20 protein-coding genes are annotated in these 21,888 nt (G+C 63.4%); 17 read left to right on the plus strand and 3 right to left on the minus strand.

The genetic code is table 11. The annotated features are described in order from the left end of the window. The first annotated feature begins 19 nt into the window (after positions 1 to 19). From BLW71_RS05835 to BLW71_RS05905, 15 genes are all read left to right on the plus strand, one after another. Positions 20 to 1,081, plus strand: coding sequence for an ABC transporter permease (locus BLW71_RS05835; protein WP_091794006.1), 1,062 nt, complete (start codon positions 20 to 22; stop codon positions 1,079 to 1,081). Further along, on the plus strand, positions 1,075 to 1,905 hold the full coding sequence (locus BLW71_RS05840) for an ABC transporter ATP-binding protein (protein ID WP_091794008.1): 831 nt from the start codon (positions 1,075 to 1,077) through the stop codon (positions 1,903 to 1,905). Before BLW71_RS05835 ends, BLW71_RS05840 begins: the two co-directional genes overlap by 7 nt. 41 nt (positions 1,906 to 1,946) lie before the next feature. Then, on the plus strand, positions 1,947 to 2,984 hold the full coding sequence (locus BLW71_RS05845) for an ABC transporter substrate-binding protein (protein ID WP_091794011.1): 1,038 nt from the start codon (positions 1,947 to 1,949) through the stop codon (positions 2,982 to 2,984). 12 nt (positions 2,985 to 2,996) lie between these two features. Further along, positions 2,997 to 4,274, plus strand: a complete 1,278-nt coding sequence (soxC, locus tag BLW71_RS05850) for a sulfite dehydrogenase (protein ID WP_091800492.1) — start codon at positions 2,997 to 2,999, stop codon at positions 4,272 to 4,274. Continuing rightward, the gene (locus BLW71_RS05855; RefSeq protein WP_091794013.1) at positions 4,267 to 4,854 is read left to right on the plus strand and encodes a c-type cytochrome; all 588 of its coding nucleotides are present in this window, start codon (positions 4,267 to 4,269) and stop codon (positions 4,852 to 4,854) included. The genes soxC and BLW71_RS05855 overlap by 8 nt, the downstream gene beginning before the upstream one ends. A gap of 283 nt (positions 4,855 to 5,137) precedes the next feature. Continuing rightward, a complete protein-coding gene (locus tag BLW71_RS05860) occupies positions 5,138 to 8,506 on the plus strand; it encodes an enterotoxin A family protein (protein ID WP_091794015.1) in 3,369 nt (1,122 codons plus the stop codon). Between the two features lie 239 nt (positions 8,507 to 8,745). Continuing rightward, a complete protein-coding gene (locus tag BLW71_RS05865) occupies positions 8,746 to 9,654 on the plus strand; it encodes a TauD/TfdA dioxygenase family protein (protein ID WP_177204979.1) in 909 nt (302 codons plus the stop codon). A gap of 49 nt (positions 9,655 to 9,703) precedes the next feature. Continuing rightward, complete coding sequence (locus BLW71_RS05870) at positions 9,704 to 10,756, plus strand: ABC transporter substrate-binding protein (protein ID WP_091794017.1); 1,053 nt, start codon at positions 9,704 to 9,706, stop codon at positions 10,754 to 10,756. 70 nt (positions 10,757 to 10,826) lie between these two features. After that, positions 10,827 to 11,657 carry an ABC transporter ATP-binding protein gene (locus tag BLW71_RS05875; protein ID WP_091794019.1) on the plus strand — a complete coding sequence of 277 codons (831 nt, stop codon included), beginning with the start codon at positions 10,827 to 10,829 and terminating at the stop codon, positions 11,655 to 11,657. Next, the gene (locus BLW71_RS05880) at positions 11,654 to 12,532 is read left to right on the plus strand and encodes an ABC transporter permease (RefSeq protein ID WP_091794022.1); all 879 of its coding nucleotides are present in this window, start codon (positions 11,654 to 11,656) and stop codon (positions 12,530 to 12,532) included. Before BLW71_RS05875 ends, BLW71_RS05880 begins: the two co-directional genes overlap by 4 nt. Before the next feature lie 302 nt (positions 12,533 to 12,834). After that, positions 12,835 to 14,241 (plus strand): selenium-binding protein SBP56-related protein, encoded by a 1,407-nt coding sequence (locus tag BLW71_RS05885; RefSeq protein WP_091794024.1) that lies wholly within the window; start codon positions 12,835 to 12,837, stop codon positions 14,239 to 14,241. After that, positions 14,238 to 14,921 (plus strand): hypothetical protein, encoded by a 684-nt coding sequence (locus BLW71_RS05890; protein ID WP_091794026.1) that lies wholly within the window; start codon positions 14,238 to 14,240, stop codon positions 14,919 to 14,921. The genes BLW71_RS05885 and BLW71_RS05890 overlap by 4 nt, the downstream gene beginning before the upstream one ends. Before the next feature lie 45 nt (positions 14,922 to 14,966). Next, on the plus strand, positions 14,967 to 15,503 hold the full coding sequence (locus BLW71_RS05895) for a hemerythrin domain-containing protein (RefSeq protein WP_091800499.1): 537 nt from the start codon (positions 14,967 to 14,969) through the stop codon (positions 15,501 to 15,503). Positions 15,504 to 15,860: 357 nt separating this feature from the next. After that, positions 15,861 to 17,198, plus strand: coding sequence for an LLM class flavin-dependent oxidoreductase (locus tag BLW71_RS05900; protein WP_091794028.1), 1,338 nt, complete (start codon positions 15,861 to 15,863; stop codon positions 17,196 to 17,198). A gap of 90 nt (positions 17,199 to 17,288) precedes the next feature. Next, a complete protein-coding gene (locus BLW71_RS05905) occupies positions 17,289 to 18,626 on the plus strand; it encodes an LLM class flavin-dependent oxidoreductase (RefSeq protein WP_091794030.1) in 1,338 nt (445 codons plus the stop codon). Between the two features lie 25 nt (positions 18,627 to 18,651). Here BLW71_RS05905 and BLW71_RS05910 read toward each other — a convergent pair whose 3' ends face one another. From BLW71_RS05910 to BLW71_RS05920, 3 genes are all read right to left on the minus strand, one after another. Further along, positions 18,652 to 19,428 carry a molybdopterin-dependent oxidoreductase gene (locus BLW71_RS05910; protein WP_091794032.1) on the minus strand — a complete coding sequence of 259 codons (777 nt, stop codon included), beginning with the start codon at positions 19,426 to 19,428 and terminating at the stop codon, positions 18,652 to 18,654. Between the two features lie 15 nt (positions 19,429 to 19,443). After that, the gene (locus tag BLW71_RS05915; protein WP_091800502.1) at positions 19,444 to 20,070 is read right to left on the minus strand and encodes a cytochrome b/b6 domain-containing protein; all 627 of its coding nucleotides are present in this window, start codon (positions 20,068 to 20,070) and stop codon (positions 19,444 to 19,446) included. 70 nt (positions 20,071 to 20,140) lie between these two features. Continuing rightward, on the minus strand, positions 20,141 to 20,392 hold the full coding sequence (locus BLW71_RS05920) for a pentapeptide MXKDX repeat protein (RefSeq protein WP_091794034.1): 252 nt from the start codon (positions 20,390 to 20,392) through the stop codon (positions 20,141 to 20,143). Positions 20,393 to 20,654: 262 nt separating this feature from the next. Here BLW71_RS05920 and BLW71_RS05925 point away from each other — a divergent pair, with 262 nt between their 5' ends. Continuing rightward, positions 20,655 to 21,227, plus strand: a complete 573-nt coding sequence (locus BLW71_RS05925; RefSeq protein WP_091794036.1) for a sigma-70 family RNA polymerase sigma factor — start codon at positions 20,655 to 20,657, stop codon at positions 21,225 to 21,227. Continuing rightward, positions 21,224 to 21,865: a DUF1109 domain-containing protein gene (locus tag BLW71_RS05930; protein WP_091794038.1), complete on the plus strand. Its 642-nt coding sequence runs from the start codon at positions 21,224 to 21,226 to the stop codon at positions 21,863 to 21,865. The genes BLW71_RS05925 and BLW71_RS05930 overlap by 4 nt, the downstream gene beginning before the upstream one ends. The last annotated feature ends 23 nt before the right edge of the window (positions 21,866 to 21,888 follow it).

Here is a 21,888-nt window from a genome sequence, read left to right on the forward strand (position 1 = left end):
GCAGGAGGCTGGAACGCTTATGTCCACCCAGTTCGATTCGATTGCGACGCGAGGGCCTGATATCGACGCGGAGTCCGGCGATGCCAGGGGCCTCACAAACAGGCGCGCGCTCCCTCGCGGCGTGCTGATTGCATGGCTTGCCGCGCTCGCGTGGCTGGCCAGCGCGGCGCTGACCCAGTGGTGGCCGAGTCTCGACGATTGGCCGTACACGAAAACCTTCATTGCGCTCAAGCTGGTGCTCGCGGCATTCGCGGCTGCGACGGCGCTCGCGGGATGGCGCGCTCCGTCCGGGCGCAAGGCGGCAACCTCCACGCGTATCGGTGCATGGCTCGCGGCAATGCCGTGGCTGCTCGCGCTGGCGCTCGGCGTCAGCGCCTGGGAAGCCGTCACGGCACAGCTCGAATGGTTGCCGCGGCCGTTCTTCGCGCCGCCGCAAGCGTTGATCGGCGTCTATGCCGAAGACTATCCGCGGCTCGGCACGAGCGTCGTGCATTCGTTCGGCCTGCTTGCCTACGGTTATCTGCTCGGCGCGGTTGCGGGTTTCACGATCGGCGTGAGTATCGGCTGGTCGCAGGCCGTGAGTTATTGGGTGCATCCCGTTCTGCGGCTGATCGGCCCGTTGCCGGCCACTGCGTGGCTGCCGCTGGCGTTCTTCTTCTTTCCGTCGAGCTTTAGCGCAAGCGTGTTCCTGATCGCACTGGCGACAGCGTTTCCGGTCGCCGTGCTGACGTGGTCGGGCGTGGCCGGCGTCAATTCCGCGTACTACGACATTGCCCGCACGCTCGGCGCGAGGCCCGCGTTCCTGATCCTGCGCGTCGCGATTCCGGCCGCGTTGCCGTCGGTGTTCGTCGGGCTGTTCATGGGGCTCGGTGCATCGTTTTCGGTGCTGATCGTCGCGGAGATGATGGGCGTGAAAGCGGGGCTCGGCTGGTATCTGCAATGGGCGCAGGGCTGGGCGGCGTACTCGAATATGTATGCCGCGTTGCTGGTGATGGCGCTGATGTGCTCCGGTCTGATCACGCTGCTGTTCCGCGTGCGCGACCGCCTGCTGGCCTGGCAAAAAGGATTGCTCAAATGGTAGCCGTACCCGAGGTATTGAATCAGCCGGCCGCCGCGGCGCCGGTTCGTGACGGCGCGCGCATCGACGTGCGTCACGTCAGCCATCGATTCGCGCTGCGCGGCGCCGCGTTGCCGGTATTGCAGGACGTGAGTTTCGCCGTCGAACCGGGCGAGTTCGTCGCGCTGCTCGGACCGAGCGGTTGCGGCAAGTCCACCTTGCTGCGGCTGGTCGCCGGGCTCGATGCGCCGACCCAGGGCAGCGTGCAGGCAAATGGCGCTGCGATCACCGGGCCCGATCCGTCGCGTGTGGTGGTGTTCCAGGATCCGACCTTGTACCCGTGGCGCACGGTGCGCGGCAACGTCGGCGTCGGTCCGCAGGCGCAGCGCAGAGGCTTTGCCCGGCGCGGCGGTTCGCAGGACGCGCGGGTGCGGCAACGCATCGATGCCGCGCTGGAGCTGGTCGGCCTGACTGAATTCGCCGAGGCGTTTCCGCATCAGTTGTCGGGCGGCATGGCGCAGCGTGTGGCGCTGGCCCGCGCGCTCGTCAACGATCCGGCGCTGCTGGTGCTGGACGAGCCGTTCGGCAAGCTCGATTCGCTGACGCGCATCCGCATGCAGAACGAACTCGCGCGCCTCTGGCAGGACGCGCGCTTCTCCGTTCTGCTGGTGACGCACGACGTGGAAGAAGCGCTGTTGCTGGCGAACCGGGTGATCGTCTTTAGCGAGCGGCCGGCGCGGGTGATCGCCGAGGTGCGCAACGACGCGCCGTATCCGCGCCATCGCGACGACCCGAAACTGGTCGCGTTGCGCCGCGAGGTGCTTGCCCAGCTCGGTCTGGATACCTGAACGAATAGAACAATCGACAATCGACCTGAGGAATACTCACCATGAATCCCTTCGATGAAGCTCCGCCAAACCCGGCTCGCCGCGCATGGCTGCGCAAGACGGCGTGGAGCGCGGGCGCCGCGGCGTTAGGCGGTGCGGTGCTGATGCCTGGCCCGCTGACCTTCGCGCAAACGCCGCAGGCTCCGCTCAAGCCGCTCAAGCTTTCGTGGAATGCGGGCGCGATCTGCACCGCGCCCGTCGCCGTAGCGGTGAAGCAGGGCTTTTTCGAGCGTCACGGCTTGCAGGTCGAGCTGGTGAATTTTTCCGGCTCGACCGATCAGTTGCTGGAGGCGATCGCGACCGGTAAGTCCGACGCGGGCGTCGGCATGGCGTTGCGCTGGATCAAGCCGCTGGAGCAGGGCTTCGACGTGAAACTGACCGCCGGGATTCACGGCGGCTGCATGCGTTTGCTGGCGACGCGGGCGTCGGGCATTGTCGATTTGGGCGGACTGAAGGGCCGCACGATCGGCGTCAGCGATATGGCGAGTCCGACCAGGAATTTCTTCGCCATCGTGTTGAAGAAAATCGGCGTGGATCCGGAGCGTGACGTGAACTGGCGGCAGTATCCGGCGAATCTGCTGGGCGAGGCGTTGAAAAAGGGCGAAGTGCAGGCTATCGCGGATGGCGACCCGACCATCTGGTCGATCCGCGAGTCCGATCACCTTTATGAAGTGTCGAACAATCTGTGCGGCGAATACCAGACGCGTTCGTGCTGCGTGCTCGGCGTGCGCGGTTCGCTGGTGCGCAAGGATCGCGCGACCGCGCAGGCGTTGACCCAGGCGCTGCTGGAAGCCACCGAGTGGACCGCGAATCATCCGGACGATGCCGCCGCGATCTTCTCGGTCTACACGCCATCCGCGAACGTGGGTCAACTGAGCGCGATGCTCAAGAGCCACACCGATCGTCATCATCCGGTCGGCGATGCGTTCAGGAAAGAAATCTCGCTTTATGCCGACGACCTGAAAGCGGTCGGCGTGCTCAACAGCGGCACCGATTCGAATCGCCTCGCGGACCGGGTGTTCTCGAATGTGCTGGCTTAGCGGCGGGGCATGATGCCGTTACGTCTCCCTGTGCCGGACACGCCGCCGTCGCGCGGCCGCCGTCGATTGCTTGGCCGTCTGGCGGCCGGCGGTCTCGCCGTGTCCCAAGCCGCGGCCGCGAGTGAACTGCTCAAGCCGCTCGAGGTCGCGCCGTCGAGCCGCGTGCCCGGTGCGCCTATCCTCGACCATCCTTATGGTGTGCCGTCGCCGCACGAAGCAGATGTCGTGCGGCGTAGCGCGCGTGCGTGGCCGCTGCCCGGCGCGGCTTCGTCGATGACGCCGCTCGCCGATCTGCACGGCACGCTCACGCCCAACGGCCTGGTCTATGAACGCCATCATGGCGGCGTACCGGACATCGATCCCGATCAGCACCGGCTGGCGATACACGGGCTCGTGCGCACGCCGAAACTCTTCACGATGGACGACCTGCTGCGCCTGCCGTCCGAATCGCGCATTCATTTTCTCGAATGCTCCGGCAATACCGGCAACGAATGGAACGGTCCAAGCGGCATGCCGGTGCAACTCACCCATGGTCTGCTCTCGTGCTGTGAATGGACCGGTGTGCGCCTGTCTACTTTGCTGGAAGAGGTGGGCGGTTTATCCGTGTCCGGTCGCGCAACCGGGGGGGGCTGGTTGCTCGCGGAGGGCGCCGATGCCGCCGCGATGACGCGCAGTTTGCCGCTCGATCGCATCCTCGACCTGGCGCTCGTGGTCTATGCCCAAAACGGCGAACGCTTGCGCCCGGAGAATGGTTATCCGCTGCGGCTGATCGTGCCCGGCTTCGAGGGCAATACCAACGTGAAGTGGCTGCGCCGCCTGAAGGTGGTCGACGCGCCGCTGCAAACCCGCGAGGAAACCTCGAAATATACGAGCCTGCTCGCGAACGGCACCGCGCGCCAGTTCGCCTTCGAGATGGACGCGAAGTCGGTGATTACGCGGCCTTCGCCGGGACATCGCCTCACCACGCACGGCTATTACCCGATCAGCGGTCTTGCCTGGTCGGGACGTGGCACGATCCGCAAGGTCGAGGTATCGACGGACGGCGGCGCAACGTGGCGCGCCGCGCGCCTCGTCGGTGCGATCCACGATCGCGCGCTGACTCGCTTTGAGGCGGACTGGCGTTGGGACGGCGGCGCGGCCGCCATTCTCTCGCGCGCCACCGATTCGACCGGCTACGTGCAACCGACGCGCGCTGAACTCGTCGCGGCGCGCGGCCTGAATTCGCAATACCACTACAACGCGATCCAGCAATGGCGTGTGGACGAAAGCGGCGAGGTGCGCAATGCATGACGGCCATCGCAAGATTACGCCGGCGCGCACGGCGCTGGCCACGCTGCTGTCTCTGGCGATGCTGGCGTCCTGCGCATCGAGCGCGCCGGTCGCGCGGGTCGCACTGCACACCGGCGCGGCTCACGAGATCGGCACGCCGCTCACCGAGCAGTATCTCGCCGCCTGGAACATCGACGTCGCGCCGGATGGACGCGGCTTGCCCGCGGGCAGCGGCGACGTCGCGACGGGCGCGCACGTGTTCGCCGCGAAGTGCGCGGCGTGTCATGGCGCGCAGGGCCAGGGCGGTCTCGGCGACGCGCTGGTGGGCGGCCAGGGCACGCTCGCGAGCGCAAAGCCCAGGCGCACCGTGGGCAGCTACTGGCCTTATGCGACGACGCTCTTCGACTACATCCGCCGCGCGATGCCGTACAACGCGCCCGAATCGCTTTCCGCAAACGAGGTGTATGCGGTGAGCGCCTTCCTGCTCAACCAGAACGGCATCGTGCCGGCGAATACGCGCCTCGACGCGGCGTCGCTGCCGCGCGTGGTGATGCCCAATCGCGACGGATTCGTGGCAGATCCGCGTCCGGGGCGGTTGTAGTCCCGGCCTGCGGGCGCCCGCGGGACATCAGCGCCTCCGCTTAACTCTGTGTAACGTCTGCTGCGGGGCCGATCGTCCGATCGGCCCCCGCGCACCATTGCGCGTGCGATGACCCGGCACGGCTATGCCGAGCGTTGGTGTAGCAGTTATTCAGCGCCCGACACGAAGCATGCTCACCCACACTGACGCTGTGCCGCCGAGAGCCATCATCCGCTGGTCAAGCGAAGAGCTGGTCCTGATTTCGGCGCCACGTCAACCGTGTCCCTTCTCGTGGGAGAGCCGTATGGAAATCAGTCGCACTAACGTATCGTCCTATCCCGTGGAATCGCGCGATCAGCCGAGCCAGCCGTCGCAACGTAACGATACGGGAACACCATCGCAGGTTGTTTCGCCTGCGCGAGTGCCCAGTCCATCTGGAAACGGTGGCACGAACGCGGCACCCGCCTCGACATCCAACTCGACGCTCTCCCGCGTTCGACGCGGCGGGGCACTCGGCAAGTGCGCCGCCGCGTCGGAGTTTCGCGAGTGCCGTGGCGGCGAAGCGCTGAAAGAGACGGCCGCGTCCTACCAGAAGTTCGACCAGGCCGATCTCGATCGAAAGCGAGGCAACACGGGGCATGGTGCCTGCGATGGCATCGTCATGGAGGCAATACGCCGCGTCGACCGGAACGCGGACGGGAAAACTCCGGACGTGCCCTCCGCCGTGAAGCGGATCCTGGCCGACGCGGGTCGCAACTCCGTGACCCGCGAGGAGATGTTCGACCGGATCGAGCGGTTTCAATACGACACCCGCTCGCTCGGGGTGAGCCGGTACGCGGAAGGTGGTGTCGATCGGCTCGGCGACACGGAAGATCGCACGGAGCGCATCGCCAACCTCATGACACGCATCCATGACGAGATGCACGCGGGCGACATGGCGCATGTGCGGCTCGACCGGCTATCCAGCGGTGACAATGCGCTTCGGGGCGGCCATGCCATGCTGATTGCGAGGCAAGCCGACGACCGTTATGTCCTGTTCGATCCGAACAACGGCGCGTTCGTTTACCGGAACCGGGGCGACATGGAGCATGCCCTCGTGGGATATCTGGAATCCGCGTATAACGAAGCGGATTTTCATCTCACGCCCAACAGTATCCAGATCTTTACCGCACCCCAGCCGCGCGGGCGTCCGTCCGGTACGCCGCCACCGCCGCCGGTGCTTTCCGAACCTCCGCCTGCGCAGTCTCGCGAGGGCCTGTATGCGCGCACCGCGGCCGGCGCGAACGGGCTGTCGCAGGACGTGCTTTCGGTCGCCGCGGAAACACCGCGCGCGATGGCCTATTCCGGTGCCGGCATGGCTGTCGACGCGCTCATGAATATTTCCCATGGCCGTGCTGCTGATCTGGCGAGCGCGACGGCCGATCTCAGGGATCGGCTTGGCAACCCACTGTCGCGACACGCGACGATCGAAGAAATTCACAACCTGCAGGATGCCAACCAGTATTCGACGGTCGCGAATGTGCCGGACCACATCAGGCACGACGGCCGAAGCACGATTCGAAGCGCCGCCGAGTTGGTCGACGATCTCAAACGAAACTTCGGCAACCCCTATGTTCGCGACAACAGCTTGCGAGGCTATGACAACGACTTCGTCGAGGTTCGTCTGAACGCTCCGGCCGACCGCAGCGCCCACGTCGCCGGCGCGCAGGGAGGTGTGCCGCCCGGAGAGGCGCCGGTCGTCGTGCAGAGGGTCAAGCCGTCCGCGGACTATCGGAACGATGCCTACCAGATCTACGATCCGGCCGTCGGCGTGTACAGCTATCGAAATTTCGACGCTATGTCGGCCGCCATCAGGAGCCGGTACGAGCAGGAGTACGCGCCTGGCCGCCACGACTACGCGACGACGGCGTGGTTCGCCAACCTGAACCGGAGCCAACCGGTGCAAGGCGTCAGCCAGGCCGAATTTGCCGTGGCGCCAGAGTCGCCCATCAACGACATCACATTGGGCGATATCGCGGAGGCACACCACGTCGCCGTGCCGCCCATCGCTTTACCACCCGAGCCTGACATGGAACGGCTCGGCGTACCTCGGGCCGAGTTCAGGAAGCGGTCTACCGATACGTCGGACAACTCAACACAGAATGTGCTATTCCGGCCGTCGACCGTAACGCCCGAAGCGTTGAAGGCGCAAGGCGGTTTCAGCATCGAGAGCGCGCCGCTAAAAGACGTGAGTCTCGACATGCACAATTTCGACGTGAGTTCGAATCCGTCCGCCGTCGACTCGGCCGGTTATCTCGGCACCTTCGAGCGTGGCGGCACGGCGTTGGAGCGCCTTGCGGCGCAGTCGAACAACGGCTACATCTACCGTGTAGCGCCGACGCCGAACATGGTGGATGTCAACGGAAGTCTCGGCGCCGGCTCCCGCGACCCGCAAACTCACGAACAGGCGGCGATGGGACGGATCGACTACACGCAGATTGTAGGTTGGCAGCACGTGCAGGACGGCAGATTGCAGCCGTTCGTCGCCAATCCCGATTACCGCTGGGATGTCTATGACCAGACGCAAATGGCCGGCGCCCAACCGCAACTGGCGCGCTTTCCGCTCACCAGTCCCGCGTGGAACGACAGGCGTCATAGCCCGTTCGTGTCCCGCATCTCATACACCGGCAAGCCCGCGGTGCCGCAACCTGAACAGGATCCGAATCGCACGCAAGCCGAGTTTTACGATCATGCGAGGTCGCAAGTGGCGCACCTCGTAGACCGGCAAGCCAGGGGGCTCGATTATCGCGGCCCGATGACGATGTGGGGCCACGGAGACGCCAGATGGCAGACCAAGCTCTATGTCGGCGCCAACGGCGAAGTCTGTTTCGATTATTCAGGCAGAGTCGACGTGCCGGGGAACACAAGCCAGTTCGTCATGGGCGAAGACGGACGCTTTCATCTCGCGAACGACAACAAGCGGGTGCTTCGTGTCGGCAGCGACGGCTACCTCTACGCGGGCGCTGTGCCGTCGGCTCGAACTAACCGCAACGGCGTTTTTGAATACGATGGCAAGCATCTCATTCACGCGGAAGATCGCAAGTTTCTCAGCGTCGGCAAGTACTCGTACTATCCGTATGTCTCGCAAGGATCTTTGGGTAGCCGCTCCGAATGGAGTTTGACGGGCTTTGACGGGAAAGTGGTCGTGCCGCCGCCCACCAGCTTGCACACCTTCTGGAAAAGCACCGCGGGCGACCGGTTCCGCCTGTACGAATTCGCGAGGAATCCCGACTCGGCCTTGCCTCCCGGTACGACGCGATTCGTCACGCAATTGCCAGGCATCGACGCCCGGAATAGCTTTCTCGACAATGTCGACAAATGGACGGCGAAACAGGTTGGCAAGGCGGCGAAATGGCTCGCGCGGGGCAATGTCGCGTGGCTCTTCAGGGACGGCTACTATGCGCTCGCCAGTGCGCCCAATCAGCTCGAGGTGCGCAAGCTCGACAGCACACCCGTCTGGCGCGCGGCCATCGACCGGGCGACGCGCAAATGGCGCTGGCAGCCCGTCGGCGCACTCGCGTCCGACTACCGGGTTCCCGATCTCACGTGGGACAGGATCAAGGTGGACGAGGACAGAAACCGGCAACTGCAACGGGTGCTCAAGCCCCGTTATACCGCGCACGGGCAGGACTGAAGCTGCGTGAAACGTGCGGGCCGGCCGTGCCGAACGCCCGCGCACGTGCGCGGGGACGGGCGACCGCATGCGGTGCCGGTGGTTGCTTCACGGCCGGAATGCGTTAAAGCATCGGCTTTATCACTCCAGCAGATATCCGTATCGGATTTGCTTCGTTGCCGGCGCGCGCGTGCGCCGGTAAATTCGTCTGACTGCGCCCTCGCGGGCGTCTTCCGACCCGATTCGACGACGAGTGTCCTGTGACGACCGCCTTTGCACCTACCGCCGCCAGCATTGCTGGCCATGTTCACCCGACTCGGCACATCGAGATCCGCGCGTTCGACGGCCCCGTCGGCGCCGAAGTGCTCGGCCTCGATCTCGGCAAGCCGCTGGGTCAGGACGATTTCGACCGCATTCACCGCGCGCATCTGGATCATCACGTGCTGGTGTTCCGCGATCAACGCATTACGCCGGATCAGCAGATCGCTTTCAGCCGCCGCTTCGGTCCGCTGCAGATCCACGTGCTGCACCAGTTCCAGTTGCCGGGCCATCCGGAGGTGCTGGTCGTTTCCAACATTGTCGAAAACGGCCAGCCGATCGGTCTCGGCGACGCAGGCCATTACTGGCATTCCGATCTGTCCTACAAGGAGAAGCCGAGCCTCGCTTCACTGCTGCACGCGCAGGAGCTGCCTTCGGAAGGCGGCGACACGTTGTTCGCCAACATGCATCTGGCGTGGGACACGTTGCCGGCGCATTTGCGCGCCGCCGTGGAAGGTCGTTCGGCGGAACACACGTATCTCGCGAAATACGCCGAGCTGCAAAAGCGCAGCCCGTGGCGCCCGAACCTCTCCGCCGAGCAGATCGCCCAGGTGAAGCCGGTGGTGCATCCGGTCGTGCGTACGCATCCGGAAACCGGACGCAAGGCGCTCTTTGTCAGCGAGCATTTCACGACCCGCTTGATTGGCTTGCCGGAAGACGAGAGCAAGTCGTTGCTCGACGAACTGTTCGCGCATAGCGTGCGCCCCGAGCATCTTTACCGGCATCAGTGGGCCGAACACGACATGGTGTTCTGGGACAACCGCTCGTTGATGCACCTCGCGGCCGGCACGCCGGATCATCTGCGCCGCAAACTGTACCGCACGACAATTGAAGGCGACGTGCCGTTCTGACGGCAACGTGGCCCGTTTTCACCACTCTCATACGCTCACCGGAGTTCCGATGCTCGCCATGTTTCGCCCGACCGCCGCGCGGTCGTCTTTTGCTCGCCGTCTGACCGCGGCGCTGCTGACCTTGTCGACGGGCGTGGCCGGTCTCGGCGCGAGCGTGCCCGCGCACGCCGAAGGGCAGATTCGCGTGGCTGAGCAGTTCGGCATCGTCTACCTGCTGCTGAACGTGGCGCGTGACCAGCAGTTCGTCGAGAAAGAAGGGCGTAAGCAGGGGATCGATATCAAGGTCGACTGGGTGAAGCTCTCCGGCGGCGCAGCCGTCAACGACGCGCTGCTCTCCGGCGCGGTGGATATCGCCGGTGCCGGCGTCGGCCCGTTGCTGACCATCTGGGACCGCACGCACGGCAAGCAGAACGTGAAAGGCGTGGCCTCGCTCGGCAATCTGCCGTACTACCTCGTCAGCAACAATCCCAACGTCAAGACGATCGCCGACTTCACCGAAAAGGATCGCATCGCGGTGCCCGCCGTGAACGTGTCGGTGCAATCGCGCGTGTTGCAATATGCGGCGGCGAAACGCTGGGGCGACAAGGATTACAACCGCCTCGACAAGTTCACGCAGGCGCTGCCGCATCCCGACGCGGCCGCCGCGATCATCGCCGGCGGCACCGAAATCACCGGTCACTTCGGTAATCCGCCGTTTCAGGAGCAGGAACTCGCCGGTAATCCGAAGGCGCACATCGTGCTGAATTCATACGACGTGCTGGGCGGACCGAGTTCGGCGACCGTGCTCTACGCAACGGAAAAATTCCGCGACAACAACCCCAAGACCTATCGCGCATTCGTCGACGCACTGGCGGACGCGGCACGTTTCGTGACGGCTAATCCGGATGCCGCAGCCGATATCTATATCCGCACGAATCAGTCGAAGATCGACCGCGCGCTGTTGCTGAAGGTTATCAAGGATCCGCAGGTGCAATACAAGGTCGCGCCGCAAAACACGCTCGGACTCGCGCAATTCATGCATCGCGTGGGCGTGATCAAGAACAACCCGCAGTCGTGGAAGGATTACTTCTTCGACGACCCGGCAACCGCGGCGGGAAGCTGACCGTGAACACCTACCCGAGCTTCGCCCGATTTCTATCGGCCCGCGTGGTCGGCTTACAGGGAGCGATCTGATGGTGGCCAATCCTACCTTGCTGTTTCCGAACCATGGTGAGCAGGTCGCTGCGGCGACCAGCGAAAAACTGCTCGCGGTCGAGCGCGTCAACCTCGAATACCGCACACGCGAGCGGATCGTTCGCGCGACCCACGACGTGAGTTTCGACGTCTACGGCGGCGACCGCTTCGTGCTGCTGGGGCCGTCGGGCTGCGGTAAGTCGACCCTGCTCAAAGCCGTCGCCGGCTTTATCGAACCGACCTCCGGCAGTATCTCGCTCGATGGCCAGATCGTGCGAGGCCCCGGCGCCGATCGTATCGTGGTGTTTCAGGAGTTCGATCAACTGCCGCCGTGGAAGACGGTTGTGCAGAACGTCGCCTTTCCGCTGCGTGTCGCGAAGAAGCTTTCGCGGGCAGAGGCCCACGAGCGCGCGCTGCATTATCTGGAGAAGGTCGGGCTGGCTTCCTTTGCCAACGCGTATCCGCATACCTTGTCGGGCGGCATGAAACAGCGCGTCGCCATTGCCCGCGCGCTGGCCATGCAGCCGCGCGTGCTGCTGATGGATGAGCCTTTCGCCGCGCTCGACGCGCTCACCCGCCGCAAGATGCAGGAAGAGCTATTGCGGCTGTGGGAGGAGGTGAACTTTACGCTGCTGTTCGTCACGCATTCCATCGAAGAGGCGCTCGTAGTCGGCAACCGTATTCTGTTGCTGTCGCCGCATCCGGGCCGTGTACGCGCGGAGCTCAACAGTCATCAGTATTCTCAGGACAGTTTTGGGCGCAGCGATTTCCAGCGCAGCGTGGCGCGTATTCATCACCTGCTGTTTGAAGAGACGCAGGCCGTGCAATGAGTTCTCCCGCCACCTTGCTGCCGCCGGTTCGCGAGGAATACGAGCGTCCGCTCGAACCACTCGGCGAACTCGTTCTCGAAGCCCCGCTGCCGCTTGGCAAGCGCATCTTCGCGCAAAGCTGGCTGCGCAAGACGCTGATCGCGCTAGTGTTGATCGGTATCTGGGAAATCGCCGCGCGCGCGATCGACAACGATCTGCTCTTGCCTACTTTCGGCGCGACTTTCAGCGCATTCGTGCAGGGCGTGTGGTCCGGCGAACTGCTGCAAAAAACGGCCGTGTCGATGTCGGTGCTGCTGCGCGGCTATCTGCTGGGCGCCGCGCTCGCTTTCGTGCTGACCTCGCTTGCCGTATCCACGCGTTTGGGCCGCGATCTCCTGTCGATGCTGACGGCGATGTTCAACCCGTTGCCTTCCATTGCGCTGTTGCCGCTCGCGTTGCTGTGGTTTGGCCTCGGCACCGGCAGCCTGCTGTTCGTGCTGGTTCATTCGGTACTTTGGCCGCTGGCGCTGAACACCTATTCCGGTTTTCAATCCGTGCCGGCGACGCTGCGCATGACGGGGCGCAACTACGGGCTCACCGGCATGCGCCATGTGCTGCTGATTCTGGTGCCGGCGGCATTGCCGGCGATTCTGGCGGGCTTGCGGGTGGGTTGGGCCTTTGCGTGGCGGACGCTGATCGCGGCCGAACTCGTGTTCGGCGCGAGTTCCGGCAGTGGCGGCCTTGGCTGGTACATCTTCCAGAATCGCAACGAGCTGTACACGGACCGCGTTTTCGCGGGACTCGCCGCGGTGATCGTGATCGGCTTGCTGATCGAACACCTGGTGTTCGACACGCTCGAACGCGTGACCGTTCGGCGCTGGGGCGTGCAGCACTAACGGCATACCGAGGGCCACACTAACGCCCGTGCGATGATCCTGTAGAACTATTCGGCATTGGCGACCAGAATAGGGCGGAAGGCCCCCTCGGTATGGCAACGGCGCAGTGCACAAAAATGGGCGAAACTTCCGGTTGCTCTCGCTGCCGCCGTGGACTACAAATCTAAAGCTATGCCACGGCCTGCCATCGGGCCGCGCATCTCATTGATAACGATGTTTCGTAACGAGTCGCGCGGACTCGCCAAAGCAGGCGGACGCCGGGCGCCTCGGTCCCGAACCAGACAGACAAGGAGACTTCCGCCATGGGTATGCGTCCGGATCCCACATTCCATGCATCACCACAACTCGCGATGGATGCGCCGGTTGAGGAATACGCCTACACCGTCCTGCTCAGCCCCGATTTTTCGCAGCCCGACGCGCTTGCCGTCATCGACGTGAAACCCGGTTCGCCGACCTATAGCCAGGTGGTGCACACGGTGCCGGTGCCGTATAAGGGCGACGAATTCCATCACTTCGGCTGGAATGCCTGTTCGTCGGCACTGTCGCCGCTAACCGGACACGCGTTCCTCGAACGGCGCTACCTGATCATTCCGGGTATGCGTTCTTCGCGCATTTACATTGTCGACACGCATCCGCATCCAACCCAGGCGCGCATTCATAAGATCATCGAGCCGGAAGAAATCTTCCGCAAGACGGGCTATTCTCGCCCGCATACCGTCCATTGCGGGCCCGAAGGCATCTACATCAGCACCCTTGGCGGCGCAGGCAAAGATGGCACCGACGGGCCGCCGGGCATTTTCATCATGGACTGCGAAACGTTCGAGGTGCTCGGCCGCTGGGAGATCGACCGCGGATTGCAGGAGAAACACTACGATTTCTGGTGGAACCTGCCGCGCGACTATATGGTGTCGAGCGAATGGGCATTGCCGCCGCAATTCGAGAACGGCATTGTTCCCGAAGACCTGCTGTCGAACAAGTACGGGCACCGCATCCATTTCTGGGACCTGAGCGGCAGGCGCAACGTGCAGACCATCGACCTCGGCGCAAACCATCAGATGGCGCTCGAAGTGCGTCCCGCGCACGATCCGAGCCGGGAATACGGCTTTATCGGCGTCGTGGTCGATACGACGAATCTGGAAGGGTCGATCTGGACCTGGTGGCGGGAGGGGGGCGAGTTTCACATCGAGAAGACCGCGACCATTCCACCCGAGCCGGCGGCCACCGAACTGCTGCCACCCTTGCTGCAGGGGTTCGGCGCGGTGCCGCCGCTCGTCACCGATATCGATCTTTCCATCGACGACAAATTCCTCTACGTGGCCTGCTGGGGAACGGGCGAGCTGCGCCAGTACGACGTGACGGAACCGCGCAAGCCGAAGCTTACGGGTTCGGTTCACATTGGCGGGATTGTGCGGCGCACGCCTCATCCGAACGGCAAGACCTTCGCGGGTGGACCGCAAATGGTCGAGATCAGCCGCGACGGCAAGCGTGTCTACTGGACCAACTCGCTCTATTCGACCTGGGACAACCAGTTTTACCCGGACGGCGTGCCCGGCGCACAGGTCATGGCGCGGGCGGCGCCCACGGGCGGCCTTACTTTGGCCGACGACTATTGGGTGGACTTTCCCGATGGCTACCGGGCGCATCAGATCCGGCTCGAAGGAGGGGACTGCTCGACCGATTCGTTCTGTTACCCGTCGGTGGGCGTTTGATCGGCGCAGGCTGGTCGCAGACCGGCCTTTGGCTGGCGATTCTCGCGAGCGGTCTCTATCACGGCATCAATCCCGCGATGGGTTGGCCGCTCGCGGTGTCGGGCGGCCTGATGGAAAAACGCGCGCGGGCGCTGTTCCGCGCGCTCCTGTATCTCGCGGCGGGGCACATGCTGGCGGTGTTGCTGGTGATGCTGCCGTTCGCCATGCTGACGACGCTGCTTGCCTGGCAGCGCCAGATCCAGATCGGCGCCAGTGTGCTCGTTATCGGCTTTGGCGCATTTCTGCTGGTCTGGAGACGCCATCCGCGCGTCCTCGTGCGGATTCCCCCGTCGCGCCTCGCGCTCTGGTCTTTCGCGATTGCCTTGGCGCACGGCGCCGGGCTGATGCTCGTGCCGATCTACCTCGGACTTTGCCACGCCTACGACGATCAAGGCCACCGGGCTGCGCAGACACTGATCGAGGCCAACCTGGGCATGGCGCTGCTGGTCGCGGGTGTGCATGCCGGCGCGATGATGGTGGTCGGCGGGCTGCTGGCGTGGCTGGTTTACCGCTACCTGGGGCTCAAGTTCGTGTCACGCAGCTGGTTCAATCTGGACATCGTCTGGGCGGTCAGTCTCGTGCTGGTCGGCGCGCTCTCCCTGGCCATGAATGCCGCTGAGGTCTTTAGTCGTCAGGCATGACGCTTGCGCCACGAATCGTTCTTACCCATGAACGAGGAGCGCAAGATGCAATCGACGAAACAGGACAAGGCGGCGACAGAAGCAGTGCCGCATGATGCCATCGAGCTTCTGGAGGCTGATCACCGGGCAGTCGAAAAACTGTTCACGGCGTTCAAAAAAACCGCGGACGACGATCTGGACGCAAAGGCCACCCTTGCGCAGCGCGCCTGCGAAGAGTTGTCCATCCACACGATGCTCGAAGAGGAACTGCTTTATCCCGCCGCGCAGGCCGCGCTGCCCGCCAGTGACAAGATCGACGTGGAAGAGGCATACATCGAACACTTTCTCGTCAAAACCCTGATTGCGAAGTTCGAAACGCTGAAGGCGGGCGACAAGGGCTTCGATGCGACCTTCAAAGTGATGAGTGAGATGGTGGGGCATCATGTGGAGGAAGAGGAACAGGAGCTGTTTCCGGAACTGCGCAAGTCGAATTGCAATCTCCGCTCGCTGGGCGAGAAGATGGCAAAACGCAAAGCCGAATTGCAGAGCAAGCTGGATGCGGTCGGCAGTAAAGCGGTGGGTGACAAGACTGCCGCGCTTTGAGTCTGATGAGTTGAGGGCATATCACGCAGCGCAGCAGACGCAGGAACACGTGGCGTAGGCTGCGCTGCTAGCGCAACGCGGTGCGTGACCTATTTTTTCGCGGGTGCGCTCGAGGTTCCGTACGCTACACGCTCACAAGCGTTTCCGTTAGTTCGCTGACGAATATGGATCTGCCGATTTGTTCGTGGCGCAATGCGGCGAACACATCGAGAATGCAACCGGTTGGCATGCCTTCGCCTGCCAGCGCCGGCAGAATGCCGCGTTGTCCTTTCGACGGACACAGGCGAAGCAGCGCGCGCTCAACTTACGGCCGGCAGGCGCAGCGCCTCCCTATTCATTCTCGAATCGCGGACTTCCATGAGCAGACGTAGCGGGCACCTGCGCCTCGGCGCCTTCCTTTACCCCTCCGGACATCACATTGCGGCGTGGCGGCATCCCGACGCGCGAGCCGACGCCGGCGTCGATTTCCGTCATTACGTCCAGCTCGCCAAGGCTGCGGAGGCCGCCAAATTCGATCTGGTCTTTCTCGCCGACGGCGTGGGAACACGCGGTGACAACGTCGACTTTCTTAGCCGCACGGCGCATAGCTACGTGGCGCAGTTCGAACCGATCACCTTGCTCTCTGCGCTGGCGGCCGTGACCGAACGCATCGGCCTGGTCGGCACGGCCTCGACGAGTTTCAACGAGCCGTATCACATTGCCCGCAAGTTCGCGTCGCTCGATCACATCAGCGGAGGGCGTGCGGGCTGGAATCTGGTGACTTCGTCGAGTGAGCACGAGGCGAAGAACTTCAATCGCGACAAACATTTCGATCATGCCGAGCGCTACGCGCGTGCCGCCGAGTTCGCCGAAGTCACCGCGGGGCTGTGGGATAGCTGGGAGGATGACGCCTTTGTTCGCAACAAGGCCGAAGGCCGCTTCTTCGACCCGGCCAAGCGGCATGTGCTGGATCACAAGGGACGTTTCTTCCAGGTCAAGGGGCCGCTCAATGTCGCCCGTTCGCCTCAAGGGCATCCGGTCGTCGTGCAGGCAGGGTCGTCCGAAGCCGGTCGCGATCTGGCCGCAAAAACCGCCGAAGTGATTTTCACGGCGCAGCAGACGTTGCAGGACGCTGTAGATTTTTACGCCGATGTGAAGGGCCGCATGCAGACCTATGGTCGTCATCCCGACGACCTGAAGATCATGCCCGGCGTGTTTCCGATTGTCGGCCGCACCGAAGACGAAGCGAAACGGAAGTTCGAGCAGTTGCAGTCGCTCGTCGACCCGAAGGTGGGGCTCGCGCTCGTGTCCGGACTCACCGGCGGCTTCGATCTGTCCGAGTATCCGCTCGACGGTCCGATCCCGGAGCTGCCCGAGACGAATGCCAGCAAGAGCCGGCAAGCGCTGACCATCGAACTCGCTCGCCGCGAGAATCTGACGATACGTCAACTCTATTTGCGAGTGGCGGGCGCGCGTGGCCATTGGCAACTCGTCGGCACCCCGGCGCAGATCGTCGATCAACTCGAAGAGCGCTTCCTGAACTACGGCGCCGACGGCTTCAACGTGATGCCGCCGTTGCTGCCCACCGGCTTGACCGATTTCGTCGAACTGGTGCTGCCCGAACTGCGGCGACGCGGCCTGTTCCGCGAGGACTACGAAGGCCGCACACTGCGCGAGAATCTCGGCTTGCGACGCCCGGCGCATCGCGTCGGATAGCGGCTGGCGCAACGGCGCCGGCGGCTTGCGAGCAGCCGCGCCGAAGCCGGATTAAACTGGCTCGACCTTGTTCGGGACGGAGATCGTTTTATGTCACGTCAGCTTCGCCTCGGCGCATTCATGCGCCCCACGACCATTCACACCGGGGCATGGCGCTACCCCGGCGCTTATCCCGACGCCAACTTCAATTTCGCGCATCTGAAGCGTTTCGCGCAGACGCTCGAGCGCGGCCGCTTCGACGCATTCTTCATGGCCGACCACCTCGCGGTGCTCAACATGCCGCTCGATGCACTCAAGCACAGCCACACGGTCACGTCGTTCGAGCCGCTCACCTTGCTTCCCGCGCTCGCGGCGGTCACCGATCGGCTGGGGCTCATTGCGACCGCATCCACGACATTCGACGCGCCTTATCATGTGGCAAGGCGTTTCGCCTCGCTCGACCACATCAGCGGCGGCCGCGCCGGATGGAATCTCGTGACCACGTCGAACCCCGACGCCGCGCTCAACTTCGGCCTCGACGAGCATGTCGAACATGACGAGCGCTACCGCCGCGCGCGTGAGTTCTTCGATGTGGTCACCGGACTCTGGGACAGTTGGGCCGACGACGCGTTTATCCGCGACACGGCAACCGGCACATTCTTCGATCCGCAAAAACTGCATGTGCTGAACTACAAAAGCGAGCATTTCTCCGTGCGCGGGCCGTTGAATATCGCGCGCCCTGTGCAGGGTTGGCCCGTTATCGTGCAGGCGGGATCGTCGGAAGCAGGGCGGCAGATCGCGGCCGAAACGGCCGAAGTGGTCTTCACCGCGCAAACGCAACTGGCGGACGGAAAGCGCTTTTATGCCGATGTCAAAGGCCGCATGGAGAAACTGGGGCGGCCACGCGATCATATGAAGATCCTTCCCGCCGCCTTTGTCGTGGTGGGCGATACGCTGGACGAGGCGCTCGAAACGCGAGCGCGACTCGACACGTTCGTTCATTACGAGAGCGGCATTGCTTCATTGTCGATTGCATTGGGACACGACGTGTCGGGCTTCGATCCGGACGGGCCGCTGCCCGACATTCCCGAAACGAATGCGAGCCGGACTGCGCGCCAACGGGTGCTCGAATGGGCGGAGCGCGACGGGCTGACGATTCGCCAACTGGCGCAGCGCATTGGCGGATATGCAGGGCTGGAGATGGTCGGCACGCCCGCCATGATCGCCGATCAGATGGAGCAGTGGCTGGTGGAAGAGGGCTCCGACGGATTCAATGTGATGTTTCCGTATCTGCCGGGTGGGCTCGACGACTTCGTCGACAAGGTCATCCCCGAGTTGCAGAAGCGGGGGCTGTTCCGGCGCGAATACGAAGGCGCCACGCTGCGCGAAAATCTGGGCTTGCCGCGACCGGAAAACCGTTTCTTTCCGCGCTCTCGCCTATCGCTTTAGCCCGTTGGCGAACCCAGACCGCCGTTCAGGAACCGCCGAACCAGTTATAGCCCTGATCGACCCAATAGCCGCCCGGAAACGTGTTGGTCACGAAGATCTCCATGATGTGCTTGGGGTTCTTGTAACCGAGTTTGGTGGGCATCCTGAGCTTCATCGGATAGCCGTACTTCGCAGGCAATTGCTGACCGTCGTACGTAAAGGTCAATAGTGTCTGCGGATGAAGCGCCGTCGGCATATCGATGCTTTCGTAGTAGTCGTCCGCGCATTTGAAGCCGACGTATTTCGCCGACGTATCGGCGCCGACGCGTTTGAGGAACTCCGAAAACGGTGTGCCGCCCCACCGGCCGATCGCGCTCCATCCTTCGACGCAGATATGCCGCGTGATCTGTTCCGCTTTCGGCAAGGCGTAGAGATCGTCGAGGCTCCATGCTTTTCTTTCCTGCACGAGGCCACTGACCTTCAACCGGAAGTCGCTGCCGTTGACGTGCGGGACCTCGTCGATGCCATAGAACGCGTTAAACGGAAAAGGACGGGTAATGTCCGCCTCCGTGTAGGTCGGCGCGAGACGGTTCGGATCGAACAGCCAGCCCTGCACGCTGTCGTTGAGCTTCGACACGCGCGCGAGGAACGTCTCGACCGATTTGTCGTCCGACAGGCTGCATCCGGTCAGCATCGCGAGCCCGCCGAGCGTGATGATGCGCTTGCCGAAGAGTCGCCGTGACGGCATATCGAGCTCACGACGCACGTCGATACTGAGCGACTCGCGATCCACGCCCAGCGAGGAAGGTTTGAATAGCTTCACTGTCTTACTCCTCGGTTAGCGGCCACGAATCATAGTGAGCAGCGAGCGCGGCACCAGCGCGACCATCGTCAGGTGGACGACGATAAAGCCGGCCAGCAGCGCCATCGCGCAGAAGTGAACGACACGCGCACGGTCGTATCCGCCCATCAGGTCGCGCAGTAGCGGAAATTGCACCGATTTCCAGATCGCGAGGCCCGATACGATCAGGAGAGCGATGTCGAGCATCACGAACAGGTATGCGAACTTCTGCACCGCGTTATAGCGGCTCGGGTCCGCGTGCGATAGATGTCCTCTCAGCGCTTCGCCGAGATCGTGCAGGATCGCGCGCGGCGACAGCGGGAAAAATTTCGATCTGAGCCGTCCGGTTGCAAGGTTCATCGCCAGATAGAAGAGGGCGTTGAAGAACAGCAGCCACATGGCCGCGAAGTGCCACTGCAACGCACCGCCGAGCCAGCCGCCGAGCGTGATGCCCGTCGGAATCCTGAAACCTTCGAATACCGGCGACGCGTCGTAGATTCGCCAGCCCGACAGCATCATCAGCACAGCGGCCAACGCGTTGAGCCAGTGCGCGATACGCACCCACGCGGGTTGGATCGTGCGCAATGCGTCGTGCGATGCGCCGGATTTGGGGATCGTGTTCATGTTGAATGAGCGCCATGAGAATTCGAAGGTGCATTCGCCGCAGAGATGCCGCGAATGCACCTTGGGGGACTTACTTGCTCATCGCGTCGCCTTTCTTCATCGCGTCGGGTTTCATCTTGCTGCCGTCCTTGCTCATCGAGTCTTTGGCCATCGCGTCCTTGCTCATCGAATCTTTGGACATGGTGCTCTTGGCCATCGAGTCTTTGCTCATGGCGTCCTTCGACATCGAATCACCGGCCATGGCGCCGCTCGCCTGGGCGAACGCCGAACCACCGCTGACGAGCAACGCTGCGGCAAATGCTGCAATTGCAATGCTTTTCATGACAACTCCTTGAGTGTTGTTGATGAGGCCGGTATCGCCTAGGCGGCGTACGGGGCCCATGTGTATGAAGTGAATCTGCTTTCCGGCAACTACCGATGCGTCGTCATCCCGCATCTGTGAGGTAGTTCGCCGTGTGTCCCGACGCGGTTACAGCCGGCGCAAAATTTTTTGCTGAACGGGTGAAGGAGGGGGCAACGTGCTTGCGACCTCCATTGCGCGGGACGATGGAATAAACTCCTGTTTCCTGTAACCGACGCCCCAGATGAATCGAACTACCGATATCACCGCCGCGCAGGCGAAAGAGGCGCATCTGCGAACCCTGTTCCTGCGTGGGCTTGACGGCGACAGCGCCGCATACCGGCAATTCCTTGCGGAGCTGGGCGCGCACTTGCGCGGCTTCCTGCGCAGGCGGCTTTACGATGGCGCGTCCGACGCCGAGGATCTCGTGCAGGAAGTATTGCTTGCGGTGCATAACGCCCGGCATACCTATCGCGTCGAGGAACCGCTGACGGCATGGATTCACGCGATCGCGCGCTACAAGCTGACGGATTACTTTCGGGCGCGAGCGCGGCACGACGCGCTGAATGATCCGCTCGACGACGCGTTCGAGCTGCTCGCCGCGCCCGATCTCGAACCGGCGCAGGCAAAGCGCGACCTTGGGAAACTGCTCGAACAGTTACCGGATCGCCAGCGGCTGCCGATCGTGCATGTGAAGCTCGAGGGGCTGTCCGTGACGGAGACCGCGAGATTGACCGGCTTGTCGGAGTCCGCGGTCAAGATTGGCGTACATCGTGGACTCAAGGCATTGGCTGCAAAGATTCGAGGAACACGATGAAAACGGATGACTTCATTTCCCTGCTTGCCACTGGCGTCGCGCCCGTGGACCGCCGCGCGCTCACGAAACGCTTCGGCCTCGCGGTGCTGATCGGCGCGGCCGGCGCCACGCTGATCATGGCGGTGGTGCTCGGCATCCGGCGCGACCTCGCTGAAGTGGCGGTTACGCCGATTTTCTGGGCGAAGATCGCGTTGCCCTTATGTGTGATGATCGGCTCGCTGTGGATGTCGACGCGGCTTGCCCGTCCCGGCGTACGCACGGGCGGCAGCGGATGGCTGATCGCCGCGCCCGTCGCGGCGGTCTGGCTGGCAGGCGCCTATGTATTGATGGCCGCGCCGGGCGAAGCAAGGCTCGCAGTCGTGCTCGGCAAAACATGGCGCGTGTGTCCGTTCAATATCGCGATGCTGTCGATTCCCGGCTTTATCGCGGTGTTCTGGGCGCTCAAAGGGCTGGCGCCGACCCGGTTGGCTCTGACGGGCGCGGCGGGCGGTTTGCTGGCTGGGTCGACGGCGACGCTGGCGTACTGCCTGCATTGCCCGGAGATGGGCATTCCGTTCTGGGGTGCGTGGTACGTGCTCGGAATGTTGTTGCCGGCGGTCGTTGGCGCGGTGCTCGGGCCGCGGTTGTTGCGCTGGTAGTTGGATCCGGTTGATTCCACGCA

The organism is Burkholderia sp. WP9 (assembly GCF_900104795.1).
Classification (GTDB): Bacteria; Pseudomonadota; Gammaproteobacteria; order Burkholderiales; family Burkholderiaceae; genus Paraburkholderia.

Excerpts from the sequence above, each read along its gene's own strand:
- BLW71_RS05835 (WP_091794006.1), top strand. The coding sequence starts at position 20 with ATGTCCACCCAGTTCGATTCGATTGCGACGCGAGGGCCTGATATCGAC.
- BLW71_RS05840 (WP_091794008.1), top strand. The coding sequence starts at position 1,075 with ATGGTAGCCGTACCCGAGGTATTGAATCAGCCGGCCGCCGCGGCGCCG.
- BLW71_RS05845 (WP_091794011.1), top strand. The coding sequence starts at position 1,947 with ATGAATCCCTTCGATGAAGCTCCGCCAAACCCGGCTCGCCGCGCATGG.
- soxC (WP_091800492.1), top strand. The coding sequence starts at position 2,997 with ATGCCGTTACGTCTCCCTGTGCCGGACACGCCGCCGTCGCGCGGCCGC.
- BLW71_RS05855 (WP_091794013.1), top strand. The coding sequence starts at position 4,267 with ATGCATGACGGCCATCGCAAGATTACGCCGGCGCGCACGGCGCTGGCC.
- BLW71_RS05860 (WP_091794015.1), top strand. The coding sequence starts at position 5,138 with ATGGAAATCAGTCGCACTAACGTATCGTCCTATCCCGTGGAATCGCGC.
- BLW71_RS05870 (WP_091794017.1), top strand. The coding sequence starts at position 9,704 with ATGCTCGCCATGTTTCGCCCGACCGCCGCGCGGTCGTCTTTTGCTCGC.
- BLW71_RS05875 (WP_091794019.1), top strand. The coding sequence starts at position 10,827 with ATGGTGGCCAATCCTACCTTGCTGTTTCCGAACCATGGTGAGCAGGTC.
- BLW71_RS05880 (WP_091794022.1), top strand. The coding sequence starts at position 11,654 with ATGAGTTCTCCCGCCACCTTGCTGCCGCCGGTTCGCGAGGAATACGAG.
- BLW71_RS05885 (WP_091794024.1), top strand. The coding sequence starts at position 12,835 with ATGGGTATGCGTCCGGATCCCACATTCCATGCATCACCACAACTCGCG.
- BLW71_RS05895 (WP_091800499.1), top strand. The coding sequence starts at position 14,967 with ATGCAATCGACGAAACAGGACAAGGCGGCGACAGAAGCAGTGCCGCAT.
- BLW71_RS05900 (WP_091794028.1), top strand. The coding sequence starts at position 15,861 with ATGAGCAGACGTAGCGGGCACCTGCGCCTCGGCGCCTTCCTTTACCCC.
- BLW71_RS05905 (WP_091794030.1), top strand. The coding sequence starts at position 17,289 with ATGTCACGTCAGCTTCGCCTCGGCGCATTCATGCGCCCCACGACCATT.
- BLW71_RS05915 (WP_091800502.1), bottom strand. The coding sequence starts at position 20,070 with ATGAACACGATCCCCAAATCCGGCGCATCGCACGACGCATTGCGCACG.
- BLW71_RS05920 (WP_091794034.1), bottom strand. The coding sequence starts at position 20,392 with ATGAAAAGCATTGCAATTGCAGCATTTGCCGCAGCGTTGCTCGTCAGC.
- BLW71_RS05925 (WP_091794036.1), top strand. The coding sequence starts at position 20,655 with ATGAATCGAACTACCGATATCACCGCCGCGCAGGCGAAAGAGGCGCAT.
- BLW71_RS05930 (WP_091794038.1), top strand. The coding sequence starts at position 21,224 with ATGAAAACGGATGACTTCATTTCCCTGCTTGCCACTGGCGTCGCGCCC.